Genomic DNA, 26,309 nt, shown 5'->3' on the forward strand with positions numbered 1-26,309 from the left:
CGCAGAACCTGACAGAAGAATTGACGGCAGCAAGATGAAATTTCTCGACGAGGCTAAGGTATATATTCGCTCGGGCGACGGCGGCGGCGGTGCTGTCTCATTTCGGCGCGAAAAGTTCATCGAATTCGGCGGACCTGACGGCGGCGACGGCGGCCGGGGCGGTGACGTCTGGGTCGAGGCCGTCAACGGCCTGAACACCCTCATCGACTTTCGCTTCCAGCAGCATTTCAAGGCGAAGACCGGCACCCACGGCATGGGCCGTAACCGCACGGGCGCAAACGGCGAAGACGTGACACTCAAGGTGCCTGTCGGCACCCAGATCTTCGAGGAAGACAACGAAACCCTGATCGTCGACATGACGGTCGAGGGCCAGCGTTTCCGCATCGCCAAGGGCGGCAATGGCGGCTTCGGCAACGCCCATTTCAAGACCGCGACCAACCAGGCACCGGACTGGGCCAATCCGGGCCTCGAAGGTGAAGAAAAGACCGTCTGGCTGCGGCTGAAGCTGATCGCCGATGCCGGTCTCGTCGGGCTGCCCAATGCCGGCAAATCGACTTTCCTGGCATCCGTCACGCGTGCCCGGCCGAAGATCGCCAATTACCCATTCACGACCTTGCACCCGAACCTGGGTGTGGCCACCGTCGACGAACGCGAATTCATCCTCGCCGATATTCCGGGCCTGATCGAAGGCGCCCATGAAGGTGTCGGCATCGGCGACCGTTTCCTCGGCCATGTCGAGCGCACCCGTGTCCTCCTGCATCTCGTTTCCGCCCAGGAAGAAGAGGTCGGCAAGGCTTATAAGACGGTGCGCTACGAGCTTGATGCCTATGGCGGAGGCCTGGATGACAAGCCGGAAATCGTTGCCCTCTCGCAGATCGACGTCCTCGACGAAGCGGAACTGAAGAAGAAAGCGGCGGAACTGAAGAAGGCCTGCGGCCAGACACCGCTCCTGCTCTCCGCCATAACCGGCAAGGGCATGACAGATGCGCTGCGTGCCCTGCGCGATATCATCGTCGCTGCCCAGGGTAACCAGCCCCTGCCCGAAAAGCGCGAGAAGAACCGCCGCAAGCGGGATGACGACGGAAATCTGGAAACCGGTTTCGACGGAGAAGGCGACGATTGATGTCCACCCGGCTCCGCTCGCTCTCCCGCGTCAAGCGGGTCGTCATCAAGATCGGATCCGCCCTTCTGGTCGATCGCGGCTCCGGAATCCGCAAGCAATGGCTCGATGCAATCTGTGACGATATCGCAGCTCTGAAAGCCCGTGGGACCGACGTTCTCGTCGTCTCCTCGGGCGCGATTGCGCTCGGCCGCACCGTGCTCGACATGCCCTCCGGTGCCCTCAAGCTTGAGGAGAGCCAGGCCTGTGCTGCCGTCGGCCAGATCGCGCTTGCCCGCCACTGGTCGGAAAGCCTGTCTCGCCACCAGATCGTCGCTGGACAGATCCTGCTGACGCTCGGCGACACCGAGGAACGCCGGCGTTACCTGAACGCCCGCGCCACCCTCAGCCAGCTCTTGAAGATTGGCGCCATCCCGATCATCAACGAGAACGACACGGTCGCCACCACCGAAATTCGCTACGGCGATAACGACCGCCTGGCAGCCCGAGTGGCAACCATGGCCGGCGCCGACCTGCTTGTGCTGCTCTCCGATATCGACGGCCTCTATACCGCCCCGCCGCACCTCGATCCTGAGGCGCAGTTTCTCGATACGATCGAGGAAATCACGCCCGCAATCGAAGCCATGGCCGGGGGCGCAGCCTCCGAGCTTTCCCGTGGAGGCATGCGCACCAAGATCGATGCCGGCAAGATCGCAACCAGCGCTGGCTGCGCCATGATCATCGCTTCCGGCAAGACGATGAACCCGCTGTCATCGATCGAGAACGGAGCCCGCCATTCCTGGTTTGCGGCATCCAAGTCGCCCGTTACGGCACGCAAGACCTGGATCGCAGGTCAGCTCCAGCCGGCGGGCACGCTCCAGGTCGACAACGGCGCCGAAGGCGCGCTTCGCTCGGGCAAGAGCCTGCTCCCGGCCGGTGTCCGCTCCGTCTCCGGCGCCTTCCATCGCGGCGATACGGTTTCGATCGTCACGATCGAGGGTCGCGAGATCGCCCGCGGTCTGGCGGGTTACGACGCCGATGAGGCGCGCCGCATCTGCGGCCGCAAATCCAACGAGATCGAGAATATCCTTGGTTATGCCGGTCGCGCTGCGATGATCCATCGCGACGACCTCGTCATGACCGAACTCGGCCAGCGCGAAGCCGCAGCCGGTGACCGGAAGGATGCCGCCCATGCATGATACCGTGTCGAACCAGAACTCCGTCGAAGGCCTGATGCTCGACATCGGTCGCCGCGCCCGCGCGGCAGCAAGACCACTGGCGATCGCATCGACCGAAGCGAAGAACCGGGCACTTCTCGCAATGGCCGACGCCTTGATGACGGCCGAGTCCGACATCCTCGCGGCCAATACGATTGACCTCAAGAATGCGGCAGAATCGGGCCTTGCCGCATCCTTCATCGACCGGCTCACCTTGAATTCTGATCGTATCGCCGCGATCGCCCGGTCGATGCGCGAGATCGCCGAACTGCGCGATCCCGTCGGCACTGTCATCACCGAATGGGACCGTCCGAACGGCCTGCATATTGAGCGCGTGCGCACGCCGCTTGGCGTCATCGGCGTGATTTACGAAAGCCGCCCCAACGTGACGGCCGATGCCGGCGCACTTTGCCTGAAGGCCGGCAATGCCGTGATCCTGCGCGGCGGCTCGGATTCGGCCAATTCATCGCGCGCTATCCATGCCTGCCTGGTCAAGGGCCTTCTCTCCGCCGCCCTGCCGGCTGACGCCATTCAGCTCGTGCCGACCACGGATCGTGCCGCCGTCGGCGCTCTGCTTTCCGGCCTCGAGGGATCGATCGACGTGATTGTGCCGCGCGGAGGAAAAAGCCTCGTCGCGCGCGTGCAGCAGGAAGCACGCGTCCCGGTCTTTGCCCATCTCGAAGGTCTCTGCCATGTCTATGTCGACGGTTCCGCCGATCTGGAGATGGCGAAGAAGATCGTCGTCAACGCCAAGATGCGCCGCACCGGCATCTGCGGTTCGGCTGAAACCCTGCTGATCGACAGCGCCGCAATCGGTACCCATCTGCAGCCCCTGATCGAGGCGCTGACCGAAGCGGGCTGCGAAGTCCGCGCTTCCGCGACAGTGCTCCGGGTCATGCCAGGCCTCAAGCCGGCAACGGAGGAGGACTGGCGCACGGAATATCTCGACGCGATCATTTCCGTTGCCATTGTCGACGGCATTGGTGGTGCGATCGATCATATCGCTCGCTATTCGTCGAACCACACCGAAGCCGTGATTGCAGAAGACCCCGCCGTCGTCGAACGCTTCTTCAACGAGATCGATTCCGCCATCCTGCTGCACAACGCATCAACCCAGTTCGCTGATGGCGGCGAATTCGGCATGGGCGCCGAGATCGGCATCGCGACCGGAAAGATGCATGCGCGCGGGCCCGTGGGCGTCGAGCAGCTGACATCCTTCAAGTACCGCGTCCGCGGCACCGGCCAGGTCCGTCCCTGACGTGGCGGAAACGGCGCTCGCCCATCGCCATCTCGTGATGCCGCATGTCGAGCGCGGCATGGTGATCGGCCTCTTCGGCGGTTCCTTCAACCCGCCGCATCCGGGACACCTGCTGGTCGCAGAGATCGCTTTGCGTCGCCTTGGTCTTGACCAGCTCTGGTGGCTTGTGACACCGGGCAACCCGTTGAAGAGCCGAACGGAGCTGATGCCTCTCGCAGAGCGCCTGAAGGCGTGCGAGCAGTTGGCCACGGATCCGCGCATCAAGGTCACCGCCTTCGAGAAATCGCTCGGTACGAGTTACACCGCACGCACGCTCGAGTTCATCCGCACTCGCAATCCACATGCCCATTTCATCTGGATCATGGGGGCCGACAATCTCGCCGGTTTCCATCGCTGGCAGCGCTGGCAGAAGATCGCCACCACCTTCCCGATCGCCGTGATCGACCGACCCGGCTCGACGCTCGCCTATCTCTCCTCGAAGATGGCCCGCACCTTCGACTATGCGCGTGTCGATGAGGAGGATGCTGGCGTGCTGTGGCAGAAGCGGGCGCCGGCCTGGACCTTCATTCATGGGCCACGTTCGACGCTGAGCTCGTCGGCGATCCGAGCGGCCGCCGGCACCGTGCGACAATGACGACGCAAAGCCCCCGCATCTGCGACCATGCCTTGAAAGTTTAATGGATCGATGCCACCTTTTGTCTGCGATCGAAGTTATGAGAATCGCAGACGTGCTGTTCTGTTTTGCCAAGGAAAGGACGAACTCTGACAACAGTACACACCAAGGGACGCGCCTCCCGCGCTATCCCGAAGAGCATGGAACGTGGCGCCGATGCTGCAGCCCGTGCGCTTGAGCTGGTCCTCGCAAGCCTCGAGGACTCGAAAGCAGAAGACATCGTCTCTATCGACATTGCCGGAAAATCGGCGCTGGGCGACTACATGGTGGTCGTATCCGGACGCTCGAACCGTCATGTCTCGGCGATCAGCGAACACCTCATTTCCGACCTGAAGGACGAAGGCCTGGGTTCCGCCCGCGTCGAAGGCCTTGAGAATGGAGATTGGGTCCTGATCGACACGGGAGACATCATCGTGCATGTGTTCCGACCCGAAATTCGTGAGGTCTACAACCTGGAAAGGATGTGGGCCACGCCGGATATCGAGGATCGCCTGCACTGAAAACGGCCGGCCGTCTTCAAGGACGGTCCCGAAGCCGGATTGACACGGCGGGTCACTTCCTGCCGATAGAGATGGTTTTGTGACCTGAAACTGGGACTGCCCGCATGAAAATTGGCATCTATGCCGTGGGCCGGCTGAAAGCCGGTCCGGAGAAGGAACTCGCGTCCCGCTATCTGGACCGCTTCGCCAAGGCCGGACCGCAATGCGGCCTGGAATTCACGCGCTCCGTGGAGCTGAATGAAAGCCGCGCCGGCAATGCCGACACGAGAAAGCGCGAGGAAGCCCAGGAGCTTTCCCGTCAGATCCCCGACGGCGCGCTGATCGTCGTCCTCGACGAGCGCGGCAAGGCCTTTGACAGCGCCGAATTTGCGAAATTCGTCGGCGACGCTGCCGACAACGGCCAGCGCGACATGGCCTTCGTCATCGGCGGTGCCGATGGTATCGATCCCGACCTCAGAGATCGTGCCCGCCTCGTCCTCAATCTTGGCAAACTGACCTGGCCACATCAGCTGGTCCGCATCCTGATTGCCGAGCAGCTTTACCGGGCCGTGACCATACTGACGGGACATCCCTATCACCGCGTTTGAGGCGCCGATCACGATCGGCGCGGCATACCTTTGCCTTGTTCGCAAATCAGCGTATTTTCCCGCCGAACCGGATGAAGCCTTTGCCCACTGCAGCCAATGACAATGCACGTCTGATCGACGGCAGCCGCCGCAAGGTTGGCTTGGCGGCGGCCTTTGTTCTGGCGGCACTCCTGGCGTCGGCATCCCCGCTTCCGACCCATGCGCAACAGAACACGCCTGCGGATACTGATACCACCACTGGCGCGCTGCCGCCGGCGCCGGCAGCAACGGGTGACCGTATCATACCGGATCCGGCGCCTGATCCAGCCCTCGAACTGCGTTCCAAACGCGATCAGGTGAGCTCGGAGTTGCAGGAAATCGCCGCCAGCATGAAGCTGTCGGAAGAAAAGGCGACCGAACTTGAGAACAGCATCGCAGAGCTGGAAAAGACCTCGGAGAGCCTGAAGACGGCGCTGATCGAATCGGCCAAACGCCGCAAGGACATCGAAAATCAGATCAACCAGGGCGAGAAGCGGCTCGCCGATATCGGCCTTCGTGAGGATGAGATCCGTGGCTCCTTCCGGGAGCGTCGGGCGACGCTGGCGGAGGTCCTGGCCGCTCTCCAGCGGATGGGCCGCAATCCGCCGCCGGCCCTGCTGGTCAGTCCCGAGGACGCACTCGGCTCCGTCCGCACAGCGATCCTTCTGGGTGCGGTCGTCCCCGGCATTCGCCACGAGACGGACAAGCTGGCCGCCGATCTCGAAGAGTTGATCGCGCTCAGGAATGCGGGGAAGCAGGAGATGGACAGCCTCGTCGCGGCCATCGCCAACCGCCAGGAAGAAGAGCGGCGGATGGATCTTCTCGTCGTCGAAAACGACCGGCTCGCCCGCACGAATTCGCTGCAGCTGCAGGCAGAACGCAAGCAATCGGAGGCACTTGCCGAACGTGCCTCGACGATGGAGGCCCTGATCCGGTCACTCGAAAGCGAGATCACTTCGGTGCGCCAGGCGGCAGAACTTGCACGCGCCGAAGAGGCAAGGCGCAGCCAGATGAGCGAGGAGCAGAGAGCCCGCGCGCTGGAGCTCGCCCAGTCTGGACTGCCCGATAAAAACCGCATTGCGCCAGCATATCCGTTCTCTGAGCTGAAGCAGAAACTGGACTTGCCGGTTGCCGGCGAAACCCTGCGACAGTTCGGCGATCCGGACGGGACAGGCCACCAGGCGCAGGGCATCGTCATTGCCTCACAGCCCGGGTCGCTGGTGACCGCACCGGCCGATGCATGGGTAGTGTTTGCTGGAAATTTCCGAAGCTACGGCCAGATGATCATTCTGAATACGGGCGACGGCTATCATATGGTGCTGTCTGGCATGGACCGGATCAGCACGAGCCAAGGCAAGTTCGTCCTCTCTGGGGAGCCTCTGGCGACCATGGGTGAGAAAAGAGTAGCAAGCGCGACAGTATTGGCGCTGGAAACCGATCGGCCGACGCTTTACATTGAACTTCGGAAAGACGGTAAACCGGTTGATTCCCGTCCCTGGTGGGTCGGAGGCGATTCTGGAAAGGCACAGAATGATACGTAGGGTCTCTCTTCTCCTCGTCGGCGCATTGATGGGCGCAACCGCGATGAGCGTCATTTATTCGGCGGGTGTTCCGGCGCAGGCTGCGGGCAATTCCACCTATCGTGAACTGTCGATCTTCGGCGATGTCTTTGAGCGCATTCGCGCCCAATACGTGACACCGCCGGACGAGAACAAGCTGGTTGAAAGCGCCATCAACGGCATGCTGACCTCGCTGGATCCGCACTCCGTCTACATGAACGCCAAGGATGCGGCCGACATGCAGACCCAGACGCGCGGTGAATTCGGCGGCATCGGCATCGAAGTCACGATGGAGGAAGAACTCGTCAAGGTCATCACGCCGATCGACGACACGCCCGGCTCCAAGGCCGGCATTCTCGCTGGCGACTTCATCTCCGAAATCAACGGCGAAAGCGTGCGCGGCCTCAAGCTCGAGGAAGCTGTCGAAAAGATGCGTGGGGCGGTCAACACCCCGATCAAGCTGACCATCCTGCGCGAGGGTGCCGACAAGCCGTTGGACATCACCGTGACCCGCGAGATCATTGCGATCCGCGCCGTCAAGTCGCGCGTCGAGGGCGATGTCGGTTATCTGCGCGTCATCTCGTTTACCGAGAAGACCTATGACGATCTGGAAGCGGCGATCGAGAAGATCAAGAAGGAAGTCCCGGAAGACAAGTTGAAGGGCTATGTCCTTGACCTGCGTCTCAACCCGGGCGGCCTGCTCGATCAGGCAATCTACGTCTCCGACGCCTTCCTGGAGCGTGGCGAGGTGGTTTCGACCCGTTCGCGCGATCCGCAGGATACCCGCCGCTTCAACGCCACCGCAGGCGATCTGACCGACGGCAAGCCGGTGGTTGTACTGATCAATGGCGGTTCGGCATCGGCATCGGAAATCGTGGCCGGCGCGCTGCAGGATCTGAAGCGTGCGACCGTGCTCGGCACCCGCTCCTTCGGCAAGGGTTCCGTGCAGACCATCATCCCGATGGGCGACAAGGGCGCACTGCGCCTGACAACGGCACTCTATTACACACCCTCCGGCAGTTCGATCCAGGGAACCGGCATCGAGCCCGACATCAAGGTCGAGCAGCCGCTTCCGGAAGAGCTCCAGGGCAAGGTGCGGACCGAAGGCGAATCCTCTCTTCCTGGCCACATCAAGGGCCAGAACGAGAACGAGGAAGGCTCCGGCTCGGTTGCCTACGTGCCGCCGGAAGCCAAGGACGACGTCCAGCTCAACCATGCACTCGATCTGCTGCGTGGCGTGAAGACCGATCCGGCCTTCCCCGCCGATCCGCAGAAGGCCGCTCTGCAGTAAGCATCTGATCTGACCGCCCGCGTATCACAGATGCGCGGGCGGTCTTTCTGTATCCGGACTGCCGACATCACTGGAAGTATCGCATGGATCTTCATGCACCGCTCGGACAGGAGCGCAAGGACAAGAAGCCAGGCAAAGGCAGTTCTGCTTTGTCCAGTCTTGCGGCTGTTCTTGCCGTTGTCTCCCTTGCAGGCTTTTCCGCATGGACGGCCCTGTCCCCGGCAAACCTGCGCATGGTCCCGCCGATCAATCTCGCCCCTGCACCACCGGAAACGGCCCAGGCTCCAGACACCCCGGCAAGCAGTGAACCACAGAATGAGGCAGCCGGCATCGTCAGGAGCGGTCCGAACGACGGAGCCGTGCTCCGCCGCACCACCACCGCAGACGGCAATGTCGTCACGACCTTCAGCCCGACGGGTCGACAGGGGCCGGTAATCATCGGCACCGCATCGACCCAGGATCCGCGACTGGCCGGCCAGCCCAATGAAGACCTGATCGAACTCACCGATGCGGGCGAACTTCCTGCCGTGTCTGCCTCCGGCCTCCGACCCGTCGATTTCTATGCGAGGCCGTGGTCCGGCGCACGCGGCACACGGATCGCGATCGTCATTGGCGGCATCGGCCTCAGCCAGACCGGCAGCCAGAAGGCGATACGCGAACTGCCCGAGGACATCACCCTCGCTTTCGCCGCAACGGGCAACAGCCTGCAGCGCTGGATGCAGGAGGCGCGCCGCAAGGGACACGAGATCGTTCTTCAGGTGCCGATGGAGCCCTTCGATTATCCGGCCAACGATCCGGGACGAGGCGCGTTGCTGGCCGAGAAGACGGCAGCGACCAATATCGCCAACCTGCACCAGGCCATGGCGCAGATCACCAACTACACCGGCATCATGAACTATATGGGCGCCCGCTTCCTCGCCGACGACAAGGCCATGGACCCTGTCATGCGCGATATCGGCAAGCGCGGGCTGATGTTCCTCGACGACGGCTCCACCGCGCGCTCGCTGTCGGGTGATTTCGCCAAGGCGATCGGCTTCCCGCATGCCTATGCGGACGTGATGATCGACGCGCAGGTGGATCGCCAGGCGATCCTGGCGAAGCTCGACGAACTGGAGCGTATTGCGCGGCGCAACGGCCAGGCGATCGGCGTCGGTGCGGCCTTTGACGAGACCATTGCAGCGGTCGCCGAATGGCGTAATGAAGCAGTCGCCCGCGGCATCGAATTCGTCGGCGTTTCGGTGCTCGCCAACGACAACAGCCCCTGAGGATATCATGACCGAGCCCCAATCGACCAAGCCCCAGGTGAAGGCTGAAGATCTGCCCTATCGCCCCTGTGTCGGGATCATGGTGTTGAACCGCGAGGGTCTCGTCTGGGCGGGACGCCGCCTTTCCGAAGGCAATTCGGAATATGACGGTTCGCCCCAGCTCTGGCAGATGCCGCAGGGTGGGATCGATCCGGGCGAAGATCCGCTACCGGCCGCCATGCGCGAGCTTTATGAGGAGACCGGCATGAAATCCGTCTCCCTGCTCGCCGAAGCCGGCCGTTGGATCAATTACGACCTGCCGGCCCATCTGATCGGGATTGGCCTGCGCGGCAAGTTCCGCGGCCAGACCCAGCGCTGGTTCGCCTTCCGCTTCGAAGGAGACGAAAGCGAGATCGCCATCAACCCACCGCCCGGTGGGCACGAAGCGGAATTCGACGCCTGGGACTGGAAACCGATGCAGGACCTGCCGGATCTCATCGTGCCCTTCAAGCGCCGGGTTTACGAAGAGGTCGTCGCCGAATTCGCCCATCTGGCAGGATGAGCGAACCGGTAGCCAGGATCAGGCCCCGCTTTCGATCTCGAAACCTTCATCCGCCCAGCCGGTCATGCCGCCGATCATCACCTTGACCCGGCACCCGAGCCTCGCCAACCGCAGTGCGGCGCGATCGGTTCCGTTGCAATGCGGTCCGGCGCAATAGACGACGAACAGCGTATCTTCGGGCCATTCCGCCATCTTCCGCTCGGTCATCTTGCCATGCGGCAGGTTGATCGCGCCGGGCACATGCCCCCTTTCGTAAAGCTTCGGTCCGCGCACGTCGAGAAGCACGAAGTCCGCCTCGCCGCGGCTCATCACCTCATGCACATCCCAGCAGTCGGTCTCGAAGGCGAGCCGCGCCTGATAATGCTGAGCGACAAGGGCCGGATCGGCGGCGGGAATTTCACTGACGAGGCTTGGCATGGCAGGCTCCTGTTCGGTCGTTGATTACTAGACCTTGCCTTTTTCCGGGAATTCGGAAAACTGGCGTGAATGACAACATGCGTAAAGATCACGCCAATGACATCGGCATCGCCTTTCACATCCTCGCCGCTTAAAGGACCACGCGTCGTAACGCTCGCCTATGACGGCCTTTGCACCTTCGAATTCGGGGTTGCCGTTGAGGTCTTCGGCCTTGCGCGACCGGAAATGGGAGAGGGCTGGTATCGACACGCAACGGCGGCGATCGAGCAGGGCCCTCTGCGCGCTGCTGGCGGCCTGACGGTCAGCGCTTCAGGTGGACTGAAACTCCTCAAGGAAGCAGATCTGATCGTCGTGCCAGGCTGGCGCGGGATCGATGAGCCTGTTCCGGCCTCCTTGATCGAGGCGCTGCGGGCAGCACATGCCCGGGGTGCGCGTCTGATGTCGCTGTGCTCCGGCGTAGCGGTGCTGGCCGCGACCGGGCTGCTTGACGGCCGGAAAGCCACGACCCACTGGCGCTATGCCGACACAATTTTGCAAAGCCATCCCGAAATCCATCTCGATCCCGATGTACTCTATGTCGACGAGGGTCAGATCCTGACGGCTGCAGGCAGTGCTGCGGGCATCGATTTGTGCCTGCATGTCGTCCGCCGCGATTTCGGCGCGGATGCCGCCAACAGCGTTGCCCGCCGCCTTGTAGTCCCGCCGCATCGGGAAGGCGGACAGGCGCAATTTATCGAGAGGCCGGTACCGCAGGAACGCGAAGGACAGCGGATGGGGCCGCTGATCGACTGGATCGAGGCCAATCTGCAGCGCGAGGTGACACTGGCCGAAATGGCAGCACGGGCCGGGATGAGCAGCCGGACCTTCCAGCGCCGCTTCCGCGACCTGACAGGTCACAGCCCCGGCGAATTCCTGCTAACCCGCCGGCTGCGCCACGCCTGTGACTTACTGGAGCGCAGGGCAAGCCTGTCACTCGACGACATCGCGGTCGCATCGGGCTTCGGCACACCGGCGACCCTACGCCATCATTTCCGCACCCGACTGCAAACCAGCCCCGCCGCCTACCGGGCCCGCTTCGGGCAAAGCGCGTGAGGCATGGCACAGTCGGGGCACTGACCGCTTATTTGACGGCGGCGTTGCCGCCATCGGCGTAAAGGGCAGACCCCGCAACGAAACTGCCCATGGGACCAGCAAGGAAAAGAGCTGCAGCTGCGATTTCCTCCGGCCGTGCGATCCGCTTCAGCGCATGCAGCGAAGCAGCCCAATCCTTTTGAGCCTGATCGCCAGCCATGGCCGTATCCGTTCCACCAGGCAGCAAGGCGTTGGCTCGGATGCCTTCGGCGGCATAATCGGCCGTAATCCCTTTGACGAGCCCCATCAGCCCCGCCTTGGCCGCACCATAGGCAGACATTCCAGGCAGACCGACGCTTGTGCCAACGAAGCTGGAGACAAACACCAGCGCACCCCCTCCACGCGCCTGCATCGCCGGGATCTGGGCGCGGGCCGCGAGGAAGGCCGAGGTCAGATTGCCCGTGAGCACATCATGCCAGTCATTGGGCTCGAGAGAAGCGAGAGGCGCAATCCGTCCAACGGTACCGGCATTGTTGATGGCGATATCGAGCCGGCCAAAACGCTGCAGGGCCGTATCCACGAGCCGTGCATGCGTTTCTGGAAGAGCGACGTCACCGGCCACGGCAACAACCGTCCCGCCAGCCTGCCGGATCTCGACGGCGGCATTTTCGAGCGCATCTGCACCCCGTGAATTGAGGACGACAGCAGCCCCATGTTGAGCGAAAAGACGTGCTGTCGCCAGCCCGATACCCGATGAAGCACCGGTGATGATCGCGACTTGGCCGTGAAGTGTTTGCATGATGAGAACCTCCTTGAATGGAGGTCGGTCATAGGCAATCGGGATATGCCCGGCCCACCCGTTTCTTGCCGGGCCGTCCAGGGCTCATTCCGTCACAAAAGCAAAAACCTGGCTTTACCGCTCAGCAGCGGCGGCCTCTTCGGCGCTTTCCTCGATCCGCTCCATGTCATCATCGGAGAGGCCGAAATGATGGCCGATCTCATGGATCAGCACATGGGTGATGATATCGCCCAGCGTTTCCTCGTTTTCGGCCCAGTAGTCGAGGATGGGGCGGCGATAGAGGATGATGCGGTTCGGCATCATGCCGGTTTCCATCGAAAAACGCTCGGAAATCCCGCGTCCTTCGAAAAGGCCGAGCAGGTCGAAGGGCGTCTCGAGCGCCATATCCTCGAACACTTCATCGGTCGGAAAATCGGCGATCTCGATAATGAGATCGCGGCTCAGGTCGCGGAACTCCTGCGGCAGGTGCCCATAAGCCTCGATCGCCAGCGACTCGAATGTGCTGATCGTCGGGGCGTGTCGTTCGCGCCAATCCTCGCTCTGGTCTATGCGGGCCATGAATACTCCTTACTGCCCGGAGATATAGGATGTTTGCGACGGTATTTCGAGAGTGAATTCAACCAAGGAATAAATTCTCATCTGAATCCGGTTGACTCTTTTATGAAGCTCTGGAATCCATAGGAACAAATAGAGAACAATTCATCAGGAGACATCGTCATGGGCGAGAGCCCTCAGGCGCGCGAGACGCTTTTTGCCTTGCGAGAGGCGATTGCCCGGATCGAGGGAAAGCCCGACCATGCCGCGCGTCTGACGGTCCAGACTACGGGCCCGGAAACGAAACAGAGGGCTGTGAATGAAAGGCTCGAACACCAGGATCTCTTCGGCAGCATTGTGGGTGACAGCCTCGCCCTGGGAACGTTGATCGAAGTGAGGGGACAGAGGCTGCAACAGGCGGGAACCGTGACCGGTTTCGGAGTGGCGCTTGCTCTGATGGCGGCGGAGAAAAACCAGAGGCAGAGGCAGCGCCTCCTCTTCATCGCCGATCCCCAGGTCGTCCGGGAAGCGGGTCTCGCCTATGGCCCTGGCCTCCTCGATTTCGGCCTGTCGTCGACCGCCTTGGTGCATGCCCTGCCTCGCAGGGTCGAGGACGCGCTCTGGCTGGCCGAGGCAGCCCTTGCCTCCCGGGCCTTTTCCACCGTGCTCCTGGAAGTACAGGGCAATCCGAAGAAATTCGGCCTCACCGAGAGCCGGCGCTTGAGCCTCAAGGCGCGCGCCACCGGTGGCAGGCTATTGATCCTCCGCCAGGCGGGCGAAGAAGAGGCGTCAAGCGCCCTTCTTCGCCTGTTTGTCGAACCCGCGCCGGCGGCGGCGCGATCTCTCGCCGACGGGTCCCTGCTGGGCGGCAGCATCGGGTCACCAGTCTTTCGCATCATCCCTGAGAAATCCCGCATTCCGGGCTCGCCCGAACTCATTCTGGAGTGGAATTCCGATGACCGCCGCCTTCAACTTTTCGAACAGTCAGAACCCGCAAGCCTCGGATCGCCGCATTCTGTCGCTCTTTTTCCCAAGGCTCCCGACCGACCGCATCGCCCGGCGGCGCTGGGGTCTCTCGTGGCGTTTGCACCCCGGCTCGACCGCGCATCCTGACCGGGCGCCACTGGCCTGCGCCGGCCGTTCCGCCAATGCCATGCGGATCACCGCACTGGATGACATGGCGGAAGGCTACGGCCTGCGGATCGGACAAGGACTGGCGGAAGCCCGCGCCATCTGTGCAGACCTCGACGTGATCGAAGCGGATCCGGCCGCAGACCGCGCTCTTCTTGATGCCATCGCCGACTGGTGTGACCGCTACACGCCGCTGGTGGCTCTCGACGGCGATGACGGACTGATGCTGGATATCACCGGCTGCGCCCATCTCTTCGGCGGCGAGGAAAGGCTGATCGAGGACGTTGATCGCCGCATGACCGCCTTCGGCCTTGCGGTCAAGATCGCGGTCGGCCCGACCTCTGGTCTCGCCCGTGCCTGCAGCCGTTTTGATGGCCCACGGCGCGTCGCATCATGCGAGGCCGCAACAGCACTCGCCCCCCTGCCGATCGCGGCCCTCAGGCTCGAACCGCAGATCGTCATGAACCTCGCACGGGTCGGCTTGAAGACAATAGCGGATCTGCTCGCAGCCCCGCGCGCGCCGATCACCCGCCGCTTCGGCGCAGGTCCGATCCTGCGTCTCGATCAGGCGCTTGGACGGGAAGGCGAGCCCATTTCGCCGCGACGCCATCTGCCGCTCTTGTCGGCCGAAAGGCGTCTCGCAGAACCGATCATGACCGAAGATCAGGTCCTTGATCTCGCGGGTCGTCTGGCTGCGGGCTTGAAAACCTCGCTTGAAGCCCGCGGCGAGGGGGGCCGGCTGTTCGAACTTCTGGTTTTTCGGGTCGATGGCAAGGTCTTTCGGATCGAGGTCGGGGCCTCCGCCCCCTTGCGTGACCCAGGCCGCATCCGGGCCTTGTTCGAGGAACGCCTTTCCGTCATCCATGACGAGCTTGATGCCGGTTTCGGCTTCGAGCTCGTTCGTCTCAATGTCCTCCTGAGCGAGGCCTTTGAAGTCCGCCAGTCCGCCCTTGCCGACGAGGAGGACAGCGGCGAAGATCTCACACGCTTCCTCGATCAGGTGGCCGCCCGCCTGGGTGAGCGGGCGCTGCGTCTGCCCGTACCGCTGGCCAGCCACTGGCCGGAGAGAGCATCCACACACGCCCCGGCCGCCGATGCGCTCAAGGCGGCAGATCTTTCTTTGCCTCGATCCCGAACGGCGGCGAGATCGGCGCGTCCCTTGCGCCTCCTCCATCGACCTGAAGAGGTCGAGGTCATGTCCGTGGTCCCGGATGGTCCACCGGCCAGCTTTCGCTGGCGCCGTGTCCAACGGCGTATCCTCAGGGCCGAAGGCCCGGAGCGCCTGGCGCCGGAATGGTGGTCCGATGGCGAGGATGCTCCGCCACGCGATTATTTCCGTATCGAAGATAGCGACGGCCAGCGCTTCTGGCTGTATCGCGAGGGTCTTTATGAGCGGCGGACCGTGACGCCGAGCTGGTTCCTTCAGGGCTTCTTCGCGTGAGGCAGGAGCCGTGACGATGCAGAGGTTTTACGAAATCGGATTGCGCAGCAACTTCTCCTTCCTCGACGGCGCATCCCATGCCGAGGAACTGGTGGAGCGCGCGCTGTTTCTGGGCCTATCGGGCCTTGGCCTCGCCGATCGCAACACGGTCGCTGGTGTTGTCCGTCTGCATGCCGCGGCAAAATTGAATGGTCTCGAATTCCGCCCCGGCGCCCGCCTCGTCTTCGATGACGAAACGCCTGAACTTCTCGCCTATCCCTTGAACCGCAAGGGATGGGGAAATCTCTGTCGTTTGCTGAGCGAGGGAAATCTGCGCTCGAAAAAGGGCGTTTGCACGCTATGGGAAAAGGATCTTCTGGCATGGTGCGAGGATCTTCTGTTCATCGCCATGCCACCCCCGCTGGCAAGCCATGCCGATGTCGAAACCTTCGAAACCCGGCTCGCCTCTCTCCGCTCTCGCCTGGCGGATCGTCTGTATCTCGCCCTCGTTCCCCGTCATGATGGCGCCGACCAGAGGAACTTCGCTGAGCTTGACGGAATAGCAAGGCGGCTCGGTCTTCCCCTGATCGCCACCAACGACGCCCTTTACCACGCCCCCGAGCGCAAGCCGGTTGCCGATGTGGTCGTCGCCATCCGCGAGCATGTGACGATTGCCGAAGCCGGGCTCCGGCTGCACGCGCATGCCGAACGACACCTGAAAAGCCCAGAGGAAATGGCCCGGCTGCTGAGGGCCTGGCCGGAGGCCCTGGACAACAATATCAACTTCTTTAGCCGGCTTCAGTTTTCTCTCGATGAATTGTCGCACCAGTACCCCGATGAGATCTTCGACGGAGAACCCCCGCCTCTGGCCCTCCGGCGGCTGACCTATGAAGGCGCGCGCAACCGCTATCCGGAGGGCATTCCACAAAAGGTCCTCGGTCTCCTCGACTACGAACTGAAGCTTATCGCGGAGAAGCGCTACGAACCCTACTTCCTGACCGTCTACCGGATCGTCTGCCACGCCAGGGAGGCAGGCATTCTCTGCCAGGGCCGGGGCTCGGCCGCCAATTCTGCCGTCTGTTTCTGCCTCGGCATCACGGAAGTCGACCCGCAGAAGACGACGCTGCTGTTCGACCGCTTCATCTCGACGGAACGCGACGAGCCGCCGGATATCGATGTCGATTTCGAGCATGAGAAGCGGGAGGATGTGATCCGCTTCATCTACGAGACCTATGGTCGCCAGCATGCCGCCCTGACAGCGGCAGTCATCAGCTATCGCGCCCGTTCCGCAGGCCGCGAAGTGGCAAAGGCCTTCGGCATGTCCGAGGATGTGCAGTCCGCCCTTGCCGGTTCGATCTGGGGCTGGTGGACCAGCGATTTCACCGAGGAGCAGGCAAAGGCTGCCGGCCTCGACCTCAAGGATGCCACGACCCGGCGCGTGCTTGATTACGCCCAGGCCTTGCAGGGCTTTCCCCGCCATCTCTCCCAGCATGTCGGCGGCTTCGTCATCACCCGCGACCGCCTCGACGAGGTCGTTCCGATCATGAACACGGCTGACGGACGCTACATGGTTGAATGGGACAAGGACGATCTCGACACGTTGAAGATCCTGAAGATCGATGTCCTGGCGCTTGGCATGCTCACCTGCCTCGCCAAGGCCTTCAAGCTGCTGTCCGCCCATTATGGCGTCGAGGAGACACTCGCCTCGATTAACGAAGACCAGCGCCCTGAAGTCTATGACATGATCTGCCGCGCCGACACGATCGGCGTCTTCCAGATCGAAAGCCGCGCCCAGATGAGCATGCTGCCGCGGCTGAAGCCGCGCAAGTTCTATGATCTGGTCATCGAGGTGGCGATCGTCCGGCCAGGCCCTATCCAGGGCAACATGGTCCATCCTTACCTGAAGCGGCGCGAAGACCTGCTGGCCGGCCGGCCGATCGACTATCCGAGCGATGAACTGCGCACAGTCCTGGAGCGCACGCTGGGCGTACCCCTTTTCCAGGAACAGGCGATGCAGATCGCCATTACCGCTGCCGGCTTCACCCCGGGAGAAGCCGACAAGCTGCGCCGTGCCATGGCCACCTTTCGCCGCACCGGCCAGGTCTCCAGCTTCCAGAAACGCATGATCGAGGGAATGGTGACCAATGGCTACGACCCTGAGTTCGCCGCCCGCTGCTTCAGCCAGATCGAAGGCTTCGGCGAATACGGCTTCCCCGAAAGCCATGCCGCCTCCTTCGCCCTGCTCGTCTATGTCTCCTGCTGGTTCAAGGCCTTCTATCCGGATGTCTTCTGTGCCGCGATCCTGAATTCACAGCCCATGGGCTTTTACGCCCCCGCCCAGCTCGTGCGCGATGCCCGCGATCACGGCGTCGATATCCGCCCGGTCGACATCAACCACTCGACCTGGGACTGCCTGCTCGAAGGGGAAGAGGCGGGCGGCTTCGATCCAACCCGGATCGCCAGCCGTCACCGGTCCATGGCCGGCGTCATCAGGTCGAATAAGGCAGTTCGCATCGGATTTCGCCAGATCAAGGGCATACCGAAGGAGGCCATGGATATCCTCGTTGCAAGACGGGGTGCCGGTTATGATTCCGTTCGCGACTTATGGCTGCGCACGCGACTTGCCCGCCCCGTCATCGAGAAACTCGCCGATGCCGACTGCTTTTCCTCTCTTGGCTTGTCGCGTCGCGAGGCCCTCTGGGCGGCTCAGGCCCTGGATGGAGAGGCGGCCGTCGAAGTCCTGCCGCTCTTCGAGGCAGCCCCACAGGAAAATCTGCAGCACGAGGCCGAAATGATCCTCCCCCGCATGTTGCCGGGCGAAGAGGTCTTGAGTGATTACCGCAGCCTGACCTTCTCCCTGAAGGCGCATCCCGTTTCATTCCTTCGTCAGGCCATGCAGCGGGCCGGCCTCAAATCGGCAACCGATCTCGAAGGTCTTCCCCATGGCGCCAAGGTTGAGATTGCAGGCCTAGTCCTTGTCCGCCAACGACCCGGTTCGGCAAAGGGTGTCATCTTCATGACGCTGGAGGACGAGACGGGCACAGCCAATGTCATTGTCTGGCCGAAGGTGTTCGAACGTTACCGGCCGATCGTCATGGGCGCGCGGCTGGTCGCCCTGCGCGGACGCCTGCAGAAGGCGCATGGCGTCATCCATGTGGTCGCAGACCATCTGGTCGATGCAAGCTCCAGGCTCGGTCTGCTGCTCGAAGAGCTAAAGACCTTCGACACGCTCGCCCATGCGGATGAAGTTCGTCGCCCGGGCGTCGATCAGCGACAGGCGAAACGGGAAAAGGTCCCGCGTCTCCCTCCGCCGGCCGCCCCTCCGCCCGGCCATCCTCGCCGCAGCGCCATGGCGGACCTGATGCCGAAAGGACGCAACTTCCATTGACGGTACGACACCTTGAGGAGCGATCACATCTGATGCCCTATCCGCGATTTTTCTTGACAAAGGCCATCTGGTTTACGACAAAGGCGACAGTGAATGTCATGTTTGACGAGTGCCCCGTCCATGCTGGTCTGCAGCTGCAATTACATCACCGACAAAGACATCAAGTCAGTCATCAACGAGATGCTGGACGAAGACTGTTGGCAGTTGATTGTTCCGGGCAAGGTTTACCACGCCATGAACAAGCGTGGCCGCTGCTGCGGCTGTTTTCCGAATGTCGTCGACCTGATCATTCGCACCACCGAAGAATATCACGCCCTTCGTCAGACCGAAGAAACCAAGGTCATCAACTTCATGGAACGCCTCAAGCAGTTCCACGAGGAGCAGAAGGCAGCGCTGGCCGAACGGCGCCAGGCAACACTGACGGCCCGACACGCTGCCGGCTGAGACGCATGCATCGGCATCGGCTGCCCACCTAGGCCGCCAGAACCATTTCCCTACCCGTCACGCCCCAGTTCTCAGACACCATGCAGATGGGAATCTGCCCTGTCGATCCGGTCGCTGAAACCTGCGCGTCACCGCCAAGAATTAGAATACTTCTAAAAAAGGCTCGACAGGCGACAGCGCTGGCGCTAGAGTTGCGTCATTCAATTCATACAAGGGACGAACATCATGAAGGGTGATCCGAAGGTCATTGAACGGCTCAACGAAGCGCTGTTCCTCGAGCTCGGTGCGGTCAATCAGTACTGGCTGCACTACCGCCTGCTGAACGATTGGGGCTACACGAAGCTCGCCAAGAAGGAGCGGGCCGAGTCGATCGAGGAAATGCAGCACGCCGACAAGATCATCGATCGGATCATCTTCCTCGAAGGTCACCCCAACCTCCAGACGGTTGCACCGCTGCGCATCGGCCAGAATGTCAAGGAAGTGCTCGAAGCTGACCTCGCAGGCGAATACGACGCCCGCACCTCCTACAAGGCTTCGCGCGACATCTGTTATCAGGCCGGCGACTACGTCTCGATGAAGATCTTCGAACAGCTGCTGATCGACGAGGAAGGCCATATCGACTTCCTCGAGACCCAGCTCGAGCTTCTCTCCAAGATCGGCGAAGAAAAATACGGGCAGCTCAACGCGGACTCCGCCGACGCTGCCGAGTAAACTGCGTTCCATTCTTCCAGAAAGCCCCGCTTGCGGGGCTTTTTTCGTTTGTGCGAATTTACACTACCGCGGCTCTCAGCGTCTCCGCGCAGCCGCGAACTCAGCGATCCCGGCGAGCCATGAAGGCGAGGCGCTCGAACAGATGCACATCCTGCTCGTTCTTCAGAAGCGCGCCATGCAGCTTCGGCAAGGCATTCTTCGCCTCACCGCGCAGATCGGCTGGGTCGACGTCCTCGGCGACGAGCAACCGGATCCAGTCGAGCGCCTCCGAGGTGGACGGCTTCTTCTTCAGCCCAGGGGTCTCGCGGATCTCGTAAAACTGGGTCAGCGCGTTGCGCAGCAACGTCTTCTTGATTCCGGGATAGTGAACCTCGACGATCCGCTCCAGCGTATCGGCATCGGGGAAGCGGATGTAGTGGAAGAAGCAGCGACGCAGGAAGGCGTCCGGCAGCTCCTTCTCGTTGTTCGAGGTGATGATGACGATCGGCCGGATCTTTGCGCTGACCGTCTCCCCGGTCTCGTAGACGTGGAACTCCATCCGGTCCAGTTCCTGCAGCAGATCGTTAGGAAACTCGATATCCGCCTTGTCGATCTCGTCGATCAACAGCACGCATTTTGTGTCAGTGGCAAAAGCCTGCCAGAGCTTGCCCTTGCGGATGTAGTTCTTCACGTCATTGACACGCTCATCCCCGAGCTGGCTGTCGCGCAGGCGCGAGACGGCATCATACTCATAGAGCCCCTGCTGCGCCTTGGTCGTCGATTTGACGTTCCACTCCAGCATATCGAGCCCGAGCGCCGCGGCCACCTGTCGGGCAAGCTCGGTCTTGCCGGTTCCCGGTTCTCCCTTGACGAGCAAAGGCCGCTCCAGCCGGATCGCGGCATTGACCGCAATCATCAGATCCTTGTCTGCCACATAGTCTGCGGTACCCTGAAACTGCATCGTATCTGAGCCTCGTTCATCTTCGGCGGCAAAGTAATGACGCATCTGACCGGGTGCAAGCACAGGTGCGGCTTTAGCCCGTTTACCAGAAATAGCTTGTATTTTCCCGGCAATCTGACAGGCTGTATTCCATGAACGCTGATGCGTGTCCGTCTGCAAGTGCCCCATCCGCAAGGACGGAATTTCGGGCTCCGGACATCACCGACCTTCTCCTCGACCCCATATTCGCAGTCTGGACCAATTGGTCCGGCCGCAATGCCTCGTATAACGGCAGGCTCCTTTAGACCGGCGGGACGTTTTGTCCGACCCGCAAGTCACAAGGATGTCTGTCCCGACCGCAGCCTCCCAGCTGCAGGAGATCCCCATGACCAGACACCTGTATTCCATCGGCGACACAGTGACGCTGAAAGATGGCCCCGTCCGCCTCGCCCGCAGCAATGGCTCCTGCAAGGTGCTCGCGACCCTTCCCGAGACCGGGGGAAGCCGCCAGTACCGCGTCCGCTTCGAGAGCGAGAGCTTTGATCGCTGCATCGCAGAAACGGATATTGATCCCAGCCGCAGCAAGGCATCCGCCCGGACGACGGCTCCTGCAAACACCCCGAAAAAGGAAAGCACATCATGGCTAAAGGCCAACAGCGTTCGAACCGCGAAGTAAGAAAGCCGAAGCAGGACAAGTCCAAGCCGGCGGCGACCCCGGTTTCGACCTTCACCACGCAGATCAAGAGTGCAGAGGCCGCTTCTCCCAAGAAGCGCTGAAATCGCTCGACCCGGACCGTGCCTGAAACGGCTGGTCCGGGGAGCCGTTCGACAAGCAGCCAAGCGCAGTCTGCGACGCATTCGCCTTTCCCTTTTTGGCGAAGATGCGCTAAGGGCTGGCGCATGACCTCGACCTCATTCACCCTTCTTCTCGGCGGAAGCCTCACCGTTACCGACCGCCTGCGGGCGCTGACCGAAGGAAGCCGCGTGATCGCGGCCGATGGCGGCATGCGCCATGCAGTGAACCTCGGCGTCACTCCAGAGCTCTGGGTCGGAGACTTCGACAGCAGCGACAGCGAATTGATCGCCCGTTTTCCGACCGTGGAACGCCGCAGCTATCCGGCGGCAAAGGCCGTCACTGACGGGGAGATCGCAGTCGCAGAAGCGATCGCGCGGGGCGCCAGCCGGCTGATCTTCGTCGGCGCACTCGGCGGCGAACGGTCTGATCACGCGCTGCAACACTATCTGAACGCCCTCGGCCTGGTCGAAGACGGTTACGAGGTGGTCCTGACCTCTGGCGAGGAAGAGGCCTATCCCTTCGCCGAGGACAGCGAACTGGCTCTCGAAATGCCCAAAGGCGCGCTTTTCTCGGTGCTCGGCTTCACCACGCTCGAAGGACTGACGATCCGCAACGCACGCTATCCTTTGCAGGACTTCAGTTTGCCCTTCGGCTCATCGCGCACGATATCCAACATCGCCGAAGGACCGATCTCGGTCTCACTGTCCCGCGGCCGGGCGATCCTGCTTGCCCGCCCCTACGATCTTTCCGGAGCCTGAAGCCTTGGCGCCTCCCATTCTGAAACTTGACGATATCCAACTCTCCTTCGGCGGAACGCCTTTGCTTGCCGGTGCCGGCCTGCAGGTGGAGCCTGGCGACCGCATCTGCCTCGTCGGCCGCAACGGTTCTGGCAAATCAACGCTGATGAAGATTGCCGCCGGCCTCGTCGAAGCACAGTCCGGCGAAGTTTTCCGCCATCCGTCCTCGACCATCCGCTACCTGGAGCAGGCGCCTGATTTTGCGGGTTATGCAACGGTCCAGGCCTATGCCGAGGCGGGATTGGGACCGGGCGACGATCCCTATCGCGTCACCTACCTGCTCGAACATCTCGGCCTGACCGGCCAGGAAGATCCGACCCGTCTCTCTGGTGGGGAAGCCCGCCGCGCAGCCCTTGCCCGCGTGCTCGCGCCCGAGCCAGACATCCTGATGCTCGACGAGCCGACCAACCATCTCGACCTGCCGACCATCGAATGGCTGGAAGGCGAATTGTCGAAGAGCCGCAGCGCGCTTGTCCTGATTTCACACGACCGTCGTTTCCTCGAAAAGATCTCGACCGCCACCGTCTGGCTCGATCGCGGCCAGTCGCGAAGGCTCAATCGCGGCTTTGCCCATTTCGAGGAATGGCGTGACCAGGTGCTCGAAGAGGAAGAGATCGAACAGCACAAGCTGGGTCGCCAGATCGAGCGCGAAGAACACTGGCTACGCTACGGCGTCACCGCACGCCGCAAGCGCAATATGCGCCGCCTTGGCAATCTGCAGGCTCTGCGCGCCAACTACCGCGGACACAAGGGCCCACAGGGCACGATTCAGGCATCGGCGACGGAAGGCAAGGAAAGCGGCAAGCTGGTCATCGAGGCTGATAAGGTCATCAAGACCTACGGCGATCGCGCCATCGTCGCCCCCTTCTCGATCCGTGTCCATCGCGGCGATTGCATCGGTCTGATCGGCCCGAACGGCGCCGGCAAGACGACGCTTCTGAAGATGCTGACGGGCCAGCTGGAACCGGACGAAGGCCTGGTGAAGCTCGGCACCAATCTGGAGATCGCCGTTCTCGACCAGAAGCGCGAGGATCTCAATCCCGACGATACGCTCGCCCACTACCTGACCGACGGCCGGGGTGACAACCTTCTGGTCAATGGCGAGCAGAAGCATGTGACCGGCTACATGAAGGACTTTTTGTTCCAGCCGGAACAGGCTCGCACCCCGATCCGCAACCTCTCGGGCGGCGAACGCGCACGCCTGATGCTGGCGCGGATCATGGCAAAGCCCTCGAACCTCCTGATCCTCGACGAGCCGACCAACGATCTCGATATCGAGACACTCGACCTGCTGCAGGAAATCGTCGCCGGCTATACCGGTACGGTCATCCTCGTCAGCCATGACCGTGACTTCCTCGACCGCACCGTCACCTCGACCATCGCACCGGCCAACCCCGACGCGCCCGACGGTCGCTGGATCGAATATGCAGGCGGCTATTCCGACATGCTCGCCCAGCGCAAGGGCGTCGAGGACGAACGCAAACGCGTTGAAAAGGCCGAAAAAGCCAAGGCGCAGGAAGCCTCGGGCGGCAAGTCCGCCGATGGCGGATCGAAGGGCAAGGGCAAGCTTTCCTTCAAGCAGAAATTCGCGCTCGAAAACCTGCCGAAGGAAATGGAAAAGGCCGAGAAGGAGATCACCGCGCGCGAAGCCAGGATGGCCGATCCCAACCTCTTCACCAAGGACCCGGCGACGTTCAACAAGCTCGCCGCCGAAATGGAAAAGCTGCGTGCCGACATCACACGCATGGAAGAGGAATGGCTGGAGCTCGAAATGCTGCGTGAAGAACTGGAGGGCTGAGGCTCTCCGGCTTTCGGCTTCAGGCCCGCATCTCTCCTGATCTCTCCAGATGCAACGCCCGCGCACCGGTGGCAGTGGCGAAAGCCATGGAACGTCCCAGGTAGATCAGGGTCGTCCCCGCAAGTTCCGTCGACAGGATGTTCATGAGCCGGCTCTCGGTTTCCGGCTCCAAACCTTCCAGCACATCATGCAAGACCAGCCAGCGCGGCTTTCTGAGCAGGATATTGGCAAAGGACAGCGCCATCTGCTGGTCCTTGTCCAGGATTCGCTCCCACCGGGCTCGCTCGTCGAGACGGCCGGCCAACTCGGCCAGTCCCACGAGCTGAAGCACGCCCGTCATGTCTGCATCGGTGAAACGCGCCGAGGCGACGGGATAGGCGAGCAGGCTGCGCAGCCTGCCCTCCGGCAGATAACCCGATTGCGGCACGAAGATGATGTCCGACTCGGCCGGAAGGGCGATACTACCTTTGCCGAAGGGCCAGAGCCCGGCCATGGCATGGAACAATAGCTTGCGATTGACGCCCTGATCGCCATTGATCATCACGCGGTCCCCCGCCGCGATGATCACCGCACGCTCACGAAGACGAAACGCCGCTTCGGAGCCTTCTGCTGTGACACGGGTGCGGATTTCCAGGTCTTCCAGTCTCAGCGTGCCATCCTCGCTGCGCGTCAGCTCCACTTCACCGGCGCTGTTCTGTCTGTCGCCCATGCTGGTCAAGGCGGCGCGAAACACCGTCACCCGCATCAGCGCCGCACGCCAGTCGGCGATGGCCCCGAAATTGTCGACATACCAGCGAAGCGCCGAATAGACCTGCGTGAAGGCCGCGGCCGCCATCATCAGACCGCCGAACGTGATGGTGCCGGCGAAATAGGCGGGCGAGGCGATCAGGATCGGCACGATGATGGCAAGCCAGCCGAAGCCTCCTGTCACCCAGGTGAGATTGGTCAAGGCCAGAGCCAGGTGACGGATCGAGATGAGGACCCCGTCGAGCGACTGATGAATGTGGCGGCGTTCGGTCTCATCGCCATGCGCAAGCGCAATCGCCTCCAGGTTTTCATTGGCACGCATCAGCGAGAAACGCAGATCGGCCTCCCGGGCATAACGTTCGGCATTCAGGTTCGAAAGGCTGCGCCCGACCACCTGGCTGAGCAGCGATGCGAGAAGCGCGTAGATAAGCGCGCCCCAGACCATGTAGCCGGGGATCTGGAAACGGGTCTCACCGATCTGAAAGGTGAAGTCGCTGGAAAGACTCCACAGCACCCCGATAAAGCTGACCAGCAGGATCGTCGCATTGAACAACCCGATAGACAGAGACGTGGTCATTTCCGCGAGTTTGCGCGCATCCTCATGCAGGCGTTGATCGGGGTTGACCCCGAGCGGGCTCGACACGGAGAGCCGATAGGCCCGCGCACCATTCAACCACTGGTCGACGACATCGCGCGACAAGCCCTCGCGCATGGAAAGCGCGGTCATCTGGTTAAGCCAGGCCTGCACGACATTGAGCACCAGCAGGGCGCCCGCAATCATCGCGAAGTGGCGCAGTTCAAGAAGAAAGGCCGGCAGGTCACGCCGTTCCAATGCGTTGTAGAAGGGCGCGTTCCACTGGTTGAGAAGCACGGTGCCATAGGCGGTCGCCAGGATCACCACCACGAGCGCAAAGGCGAAGGCCAAGATGCGGTTGCGGACGGATGATCGCCAGAAGCTGTCGACGGCCATTCCGAGCTGCCGCCGGAGGCTGCCTTCGACCTCGGCGACAAACCTGTCCATTCCGAGCCCTTCATTCGACTGCGACTTCGCCATACGCATCACGCCATCATGATAAATGCCTTCCCCTTATCACGTGGCTATTGACGGTTTCCTGACAGTGAACGGCGCGACCCATCGCACGCCACACCTTGCACCCTGCACCCTTGCGCTCAGCTCGCCTGCGCGCTATCTCAGGCTTGCTCTAACGGGGTGCCTTGCGATCTCACGCGATCGGGAAGGCTGAGAGGCGTCATGCCAACCCGCGGAACCTGATCCGGTTAACACCGGCGGAGGGATTAGACGCGACGACATCAGGCGCCCTATCCCGA

24 protein-coding genes and 1 riboswitch are annotated in these 26,309 nt (G+C 62.1%); of the genes, 19 read left to right on the forward strand and 5 right to left on the reverse strand.

What is annotated here, in order from left to right; all coding sequences use genetic code 11:
• The first annotated feature begins 34 nt into the window (after positions 1 to 34).
• The 10 genes from obgE (at position 35) to GH983_RS19250 (ending at position 10,008) form a co-directional block, all read left to right on the forward strand.
• Positions 35 to 1,123 carry a GTPase ObgE gene (gene obgE / locus GH983_RS19205; protein WP_069042805.1) on the forward strand — a complete coding sequence of 363 codons (1,089 nt, stop codon included), beginning with the start codon at positions 35 to 37 and terminating at the stop codon, positions 1,121 to 1,123.
• Positions 1,123 to 2,298 (forward strand): glutamate 5-kinase, encoded by a 1,176-nt coding sequence (proB, locus tag GH983_RS19210; protein ID WP_054150249.1) that lies wholly within the window; start codon positions 1,123 to 1,125, stop codon positions 2,296 to 2,298. The genes obgE and proB overlap by 1 nt, the downstream gene beginning before the upstream one ends.
• Entirely contained in the window at positions 2,291 to 3,574 is a 1,284-nt protein-coding gene (locus GH983_RS19215) for a glutamate-5-semialdehyde dehydrogenase (RefSeq protein WP_153763252.1), read from the forward strand. Before proB ends, GH983_RS19215 begins: the two co-directional genes overlap by 8 nt.
• A gap of 37 nt (positions 3,575 to 3,611) precedes the next feature.
• Positions 3,612 to 4,208, forward strand: a complete 597-nt coding sequence (locus GH983_RS19220; RefSeq protein ID WP_054150429.1) for a nicotinate-nucleotide adenylyltransferase — start codon at positions 3,612 to 3,614, stop codon at positions 4,206 to 4,208.
• Between the two features lie 179 nt (positions 4,209 to 4,387).
• Entirely contained in the window at positions 4,388 to 4,747 is a 360-nt protein-coding gene (gene rsfS / locus GH983_RS19225; protein ID WP_236759261.1) for a ribosome silencing factor, read from the forward strand.
• A 104-nt stretch (positions 4,748 to 4,851) separates the two neighbouring features.
• Positions 4,852 to 5,334 carry a 23S rRNA (pseudouridine(1915)-N(3))-methyltransferase RlmH gene (gene rlmH / locus GH983_RS19230; protein ID WP_006724334.1) on the forward strand — a complete coding sequence of 161 codons (483 nt, stop codon included), beginning with the start codon at positions 4,852 to 4,854 and terminating at the stop codon, positions 5,332 to 5,334.
• Between the two features lie 71 nt (positions 5,335 to 5,405).
• A complete protein-coding gene (locus GH983_RS19235; RefSeq protein WP_246727438.1) occupies positions 5,406 to 6,893 on the forward strand; it encodes a murein hydrolase activator EnvC in 1,488 nt (495 codons plus the stop codon).
• Positions 6,883 to 8,202 (forward strand): S41 family peptidase, encoded by a 1,320-nt coding sequence (locus tag GH983_RS19240; RefSeq protein ID WP_054150246.1) that lies wholly within the window; start codon positions 6,883 to 6,885, stop codon positions 8,200 to 8,202. The genes GH983_RS19235 and GH983_RS19240 overlap by 11 nt, the downstream gene beginning before the upstream one ends.
• 83 nt (positions 8,203 to 8,285) lie before the next feature.
• Complete coding sequence (locus GH983_RS19245; protein ID WP_153763254.1) at positions 8,286 to 9,467, forward strand: divergent polysaccharide deacetylase family protein; 1,182 nt, start codon at positions 8,286 to 8,288, stop codon at positions 9,465 to 9,467.
• A 7-nt stretch (positions 9,468 to 9,474) separates the two neighbouring features.
• Positions 9,475 to 10,008, forward strand: coding sequence for an RNA pyrophosphohydrolase (locus tag GH983_RS19250; RefSeq protein ID WP_153763255.1), 534 nt, complete (start codon positions 9,475 to 9,477; stop codon positions 10,006 to 10,008).
• A gap of 18 nt (positions 10,009 to 10,026) precedes the next feature.
• Here the strand turns inward: GH983_RS19250 and GH983_RS19255 are convergent, their stop codons facing one another.
• Entirely contained in the window at positions 10,027 to 10,425 is a 399-nt protein-coding gene (locus GH983_RS19255; RefSeq protein WP_069042800.1) for a rhodanese-like domain-containing protein, read from the reverse strand.
• A gap of 69 nt (positions 10,426 to 10,494) precedes the next feature.
• Between GH983_RS19255 and ftrA the strand changes: the two genes are divergently transcribed.
• Positions 10,495 to 11,517 carry a transcriptional regulator FtrA gene (gene ftrA / locus GH983_RS19260; protein WP_153763256.1) on the forward strand — a complete coding sequence of 341 codons (1,023 nt, stop codon included), beginning with the start codon at positions 10,495 to 10,497 and terminating at the stop codon, positions 11,515 to 11,517.
• Between the two features lie 28 nt (positions 11,518 to 11,545).
• On the opposite strand, the gene GH983_RS19265 is transcribed toward ftrA, so the two are convergent.
• Complete coding sequence (locus GH983_RS19265; protein WP_153763257.1) at positions 11,546 to 12,295, reverse strand: SDR family oxidoreductase; 750 nt, start codon at positions 12,293 to 12,295, stop codon at positions 11,546 to 11,548.
• Between the two features lie 114 nt (positions 12,296 to 12,409).
• Complete coding sequence (locus tag GH983_RS19270; RefSeq protein ID WP_054150240.1) at positions 12,410 to 12,853, reverse strand: metallopeptidase family protein; 444 nt, start codon at positions 12,851 to 12,853, stop codon at positions 12,410 to 12,412.
• Between the two features lie 159 nt (positions 12,854 to 13,012).
• Here GH983_RS19270 and GH983_RS24375 point away from each other — a divergent pair, with 159 nt between their 5' ends.
• The 5 genes from GH983_RS24375 (at position 13,013) to bfr (ending at position 19,923) form a co-directional block, all read left to right on the forward strand.
• Entirely contained in the window at positions 13,013 to 13,942 is a 930-nt protein-coding gene (locus tag GH983_RS24375) for a hypothetical protein (protein ID WP_246727440.1), read from the forward strand.
• A 40-nt stretch (positions 13,943 to 13,982) separates the two neighbouring features.
• On the forward strand, positions 13,983 to 15,401 hold the full coding sequence (locus tag GH983_RS19275; protein WP_246727585.1) for a DNA polymerase Y family protein: 1,419 nt from the start codon (positions 13,983 to 13,985) through the stop codon (positions 15,399 to 15,401).
• 16 nt (positions 15,402 to 15,417) lie between these two features.
• On the forward strand, positions 15,418 to 18,768 hold the full coding sequence (locus tag GH983_RS19280; RefSeq protein ID WP_153763259.1) for an error-prone DNA polymerase: 3,351 nt from the start codon (positions 15,418 to 15,420) through the stop codon (positions 18,766 to 18,768).
• A 120-nt stretch (positions 18,769 to 18,888) separates the two neighbouring features.
• Positions 18,889 to 19,212 carry a (2Fe-2S)-binding protein gene (locus GH983_RS19285; RefSeq protein WP_054150236.1) on the forward strand — a complete coding sequence of 108 codons (324 nt, stop codon included), beginning with the start codon at positions 18,889 to 18,891 and terminating at the stop codon, positions 19,210 to 19,212.
• A 225-nt stretch (positions 19,213 to 19,437) separates the two neighbouring features.
• Positions 19,438 to 19,923, forward strand: a complete 486-nt coding sequence (gene bfr / locus GH983_RS19290; RefSeq protein WP_054150235.1) for a bacterioferritin — start codon at positions 19,438 to 19,440, stop codon at positions 19,921 to 19,923.
• A 100-nt stretch (positions 19,924 to 20,023) separates the two neighbouring features.
• Here the strand turns inward: bfr and GH983_RS19295 are convergent, their stop codons facing one another.
• Complete coding sequence (locus GH983_RS19295) at positions 20,024 to 20,863, reverse strand: MoxR family ATPase (protein WP_153763260.1); 840 nt, start codon at positions 20,861 to 20,863, stop codon at positions 20,024 to 20,026.
• A gap of 364 nt (positions 20,864 to 21,227) precedes the next feature.
• Here GH983_RS19295 and GH983_RS19300 point away from each other — a divergent pair, with 364 nt between their 5' ends.
• The 3 genes from GH983_RS19300 to GH983_RS19310 all read left to right on the forward strand — a co-directional run bounded on the left by GH983_RS19300 (position 21,228) and on the right by GH983_RS19310 (position 24,233).
• The gene (locus GH983_RS19300) at positions 21,228 to 21,518 is read left to right on the forward strand and encodes a hypothetical protein (protein WP_054150233.1); all 291 of its coding nucleotides are present in this window, start codon (positions 21,228 to 21,230) and stop codon (positions 21,516 to 21,518) included.
• Positions 21,519 to 21,742: 224 nt separating this feature from the next.
• On the forward strand, positions 21,743 to 22,396 hold the full coding sequence (locus tag GH983_RS19305) for a thiamine diphosphokinase (RefSeq protein WP_153763261.1): 654 nt from the start codon (positions 21,743 to 21,745) through the stop codon (positions 22,394 to 22,396).
• 4 nt (positions 22,397 to 22,400) lie between these two features.
• The gene (locus tag GH983_RS19310) at positions 22,401 to 24,233 is read left to right on the forward strand and encodes an ABC-F family ATP-binding cassette domain-containing protein (protein ID WP_153763262.1); all 1,833 of its coding nucleotides are present in this window, start codon (positions 22,401 to 22,403) and stop codon (positions 24,231 to 24,233) included.
• 19 nt (positions 24,234 to 24,252) lie between these two features.
• Here GH983_RS19310 and GH983_RS19315 read toward each other — a convergent pair whose 3' ends face one another.
• Positions 24,253 to 26,001, reverse strand: coding sequence for an ABC transporter ATP-binding protein/permease (locus GH983_RS19315; RefSeq protein ID WP_246727442.1), 1,749 nt, complete (start codon positions 25,999 to 26,001; stop codon positions 24,253 to 24,255).
• 175 nt (positions 26,002 to 26,176) lie between these two features.
• Positions 26,177 to 26,293, forward strand: a riboswitch (TPP riboswitch).
• Positions 26,294 to 26,309 lie beyond the last annotated feature (16 nt).

The organism is Agrobacterium sp. MA01 (assembly GCF_009650195.1).
Taxonomy (GTDB): Bacteria; Pseudomonadota; Alphaproteobacteria; order Rhizobiales; family Rhizobiaceae; genus Allorhizobium.

Excerpts from the sequence above, each read along its gene's own strand:
- GH983_RS19315 (WP_246727442.1), bottom strand. The coding sequence starts at position 26,001 with ATGGACAGGTTTGTCGCCGAGGTCGAAGGCAGCCTCCGGCGGCAGCTC.
- GH983_RS19240 (WP_054150246.1), top strand. The coding sequence starts at position 6,883 with ATGATACGTAGGGTCTCTCTTCTCCTCGTCGGCGCATTGATGGGCGCA.
- bfr (WP_054150235.1), top strand. The coding sequence starts at position 19,438 with ATGAAGGGTGATCCGAAGGTCATTGAACGGCTCAACGAAGCGCTGTTC.
- GH983_RS19305 (WP_153763261.1), top strand. The coding sequence starts at position 21,743 with ATGACCTCGACCTCATTCACCCTTCTTCTCGGCGGAAGCCTCACCGTT.
- GH983_RS19245 (WP_153763254.1), top strand. The coding sequence starts at position 8,286 with ATGGATCTTCATGCACCGCTCGGACAGGAGCGCAAGGACAAGAAGCCA.
- GH983_RS19265 (WP_153763257.1), bottom strand. The coding sequence starts at position 12,295 with ATGCAAACACTTCACGGCCAAGTCGCGATCATCACCGGTGCTTCATCG.
- GH983_RS19270 (WP_054150240.1), bottom strand. The coding sequence starts at position 12,853 with ATGGCCCGCATAGACCAGAGCGAGGATTGGCGCGAACGACACGCCCCG.
- GH983_RS19285 (WP_054150236.1), top strand. The coding sequence starts at position 18,889 with ATGCTGGTCTGCAGCTGCAATTACATCACCGACAAAGACATCAAGTCA.
- GH983_RS19235 (WP_246727438.1), top strand. The coding sequence starts at position 5,406 with ATGAAGCCTTTGCCCACTGCAGCCAATGACAATGCACGTCTGATCGAC.
- GH983_RS19280 (WP_153763259.1), top strand. The coding sequence starts at position 15,418 with ATGCAGAGGTTTTACGAAATCGGATTGCGCAGCAACTTCTCCTTCCTC.
- GH983_RS24375 (WP_246727440.1), top strand. The coding sequence starts at position 13,013 with ATGGGCGAGAGCCCTCAGGCGCGCGAGACGCTTTTTGCCTTGCGAGAG.
- rsfS (WP_236759261.1), top strand. The coding sequence starts at position 4,388 with ATGGAACGTGGCGCCGATGCTGCAGCCCGTGCGCTTGAGCTGGTCCTC.
- GH983_RS19300 (WP_054150233.1), top strand. The coding sequence starts at position 21,228 with ATGACCAGACACCTGTATTCCATCGGCGACACAGTGACGCTGAAAGAT.
- GH983_RS19220 (WP_054150429.1), top strand. The coding sequence starts at position 3,612 with ATGCCGCATGTCGAGCGCGGCATGGTGATCGGCCTCTTCGGCGGTTCC.
- GH983_RS19215 (WP_153763252.1), top strand. The coding sequence starts at position 2,291 with ATGCATGATACCGTGTCGAACCAGAACTCCGTCGAAGGCCTGATGCTC.
- ftrA (WP_153763256.1), top strand. The coding sequence starts at position 10,495 with ATGACAACATGCGTAAAGATCACGCCAATGACATCGGCATCGCCTTTC.
- GH983_RS19250 (WP_153763255.1), top strand. The coding sequence starts at position 9,475 with ATGACCGAGCCCCAATCGACCAAGCCCCAGGTGAAGGCTGAAGATCTG.
- GH983_RS19275 (WP_246727585.1), top strand. The coding sequence starts at position 13,983 with ATGCGGATCACCGCACTGGATGACATGGCGGAAGGCTACGGCCTGCGG.
- rlmH (WP_006724334.1), top strand. The coding sequence starts at position 4,852 with ATGAAAATTGGCATCTATGCCGTGGGCCGGCTGAAAGCCGGTCCGGAG.
- obgE (WP_069042805.1), top strand. The coding sequence starts at position 35 with ATGAAATTTCTCGACGAGGCTAAGGTATATATTCGCTCGGGCGACGGC.
- GH983_RS19255 (WP_069042800.1), bottom strand. The coding sequence starts at position 10,425 with ATGCCAAGCCTCGTCAGTGAAATTCCCGCCGCCGATCCGGCCCTTGTC.
- proB (WP_054150249.1), top strand. The coding sequence starts at position 1,123 with ATGTCCACCCGGCTCCGCTCGCTCTCCCGCGTCAAGCGGGTCGTCATC.
- GH983_RS19295 (WP_153763260.1), bottom strand. The coding sequence starts at position 20,863 with ATGCAGTTTCAGGGTACCGCAGACTATGTGGCAGACAAGGATCTGATG.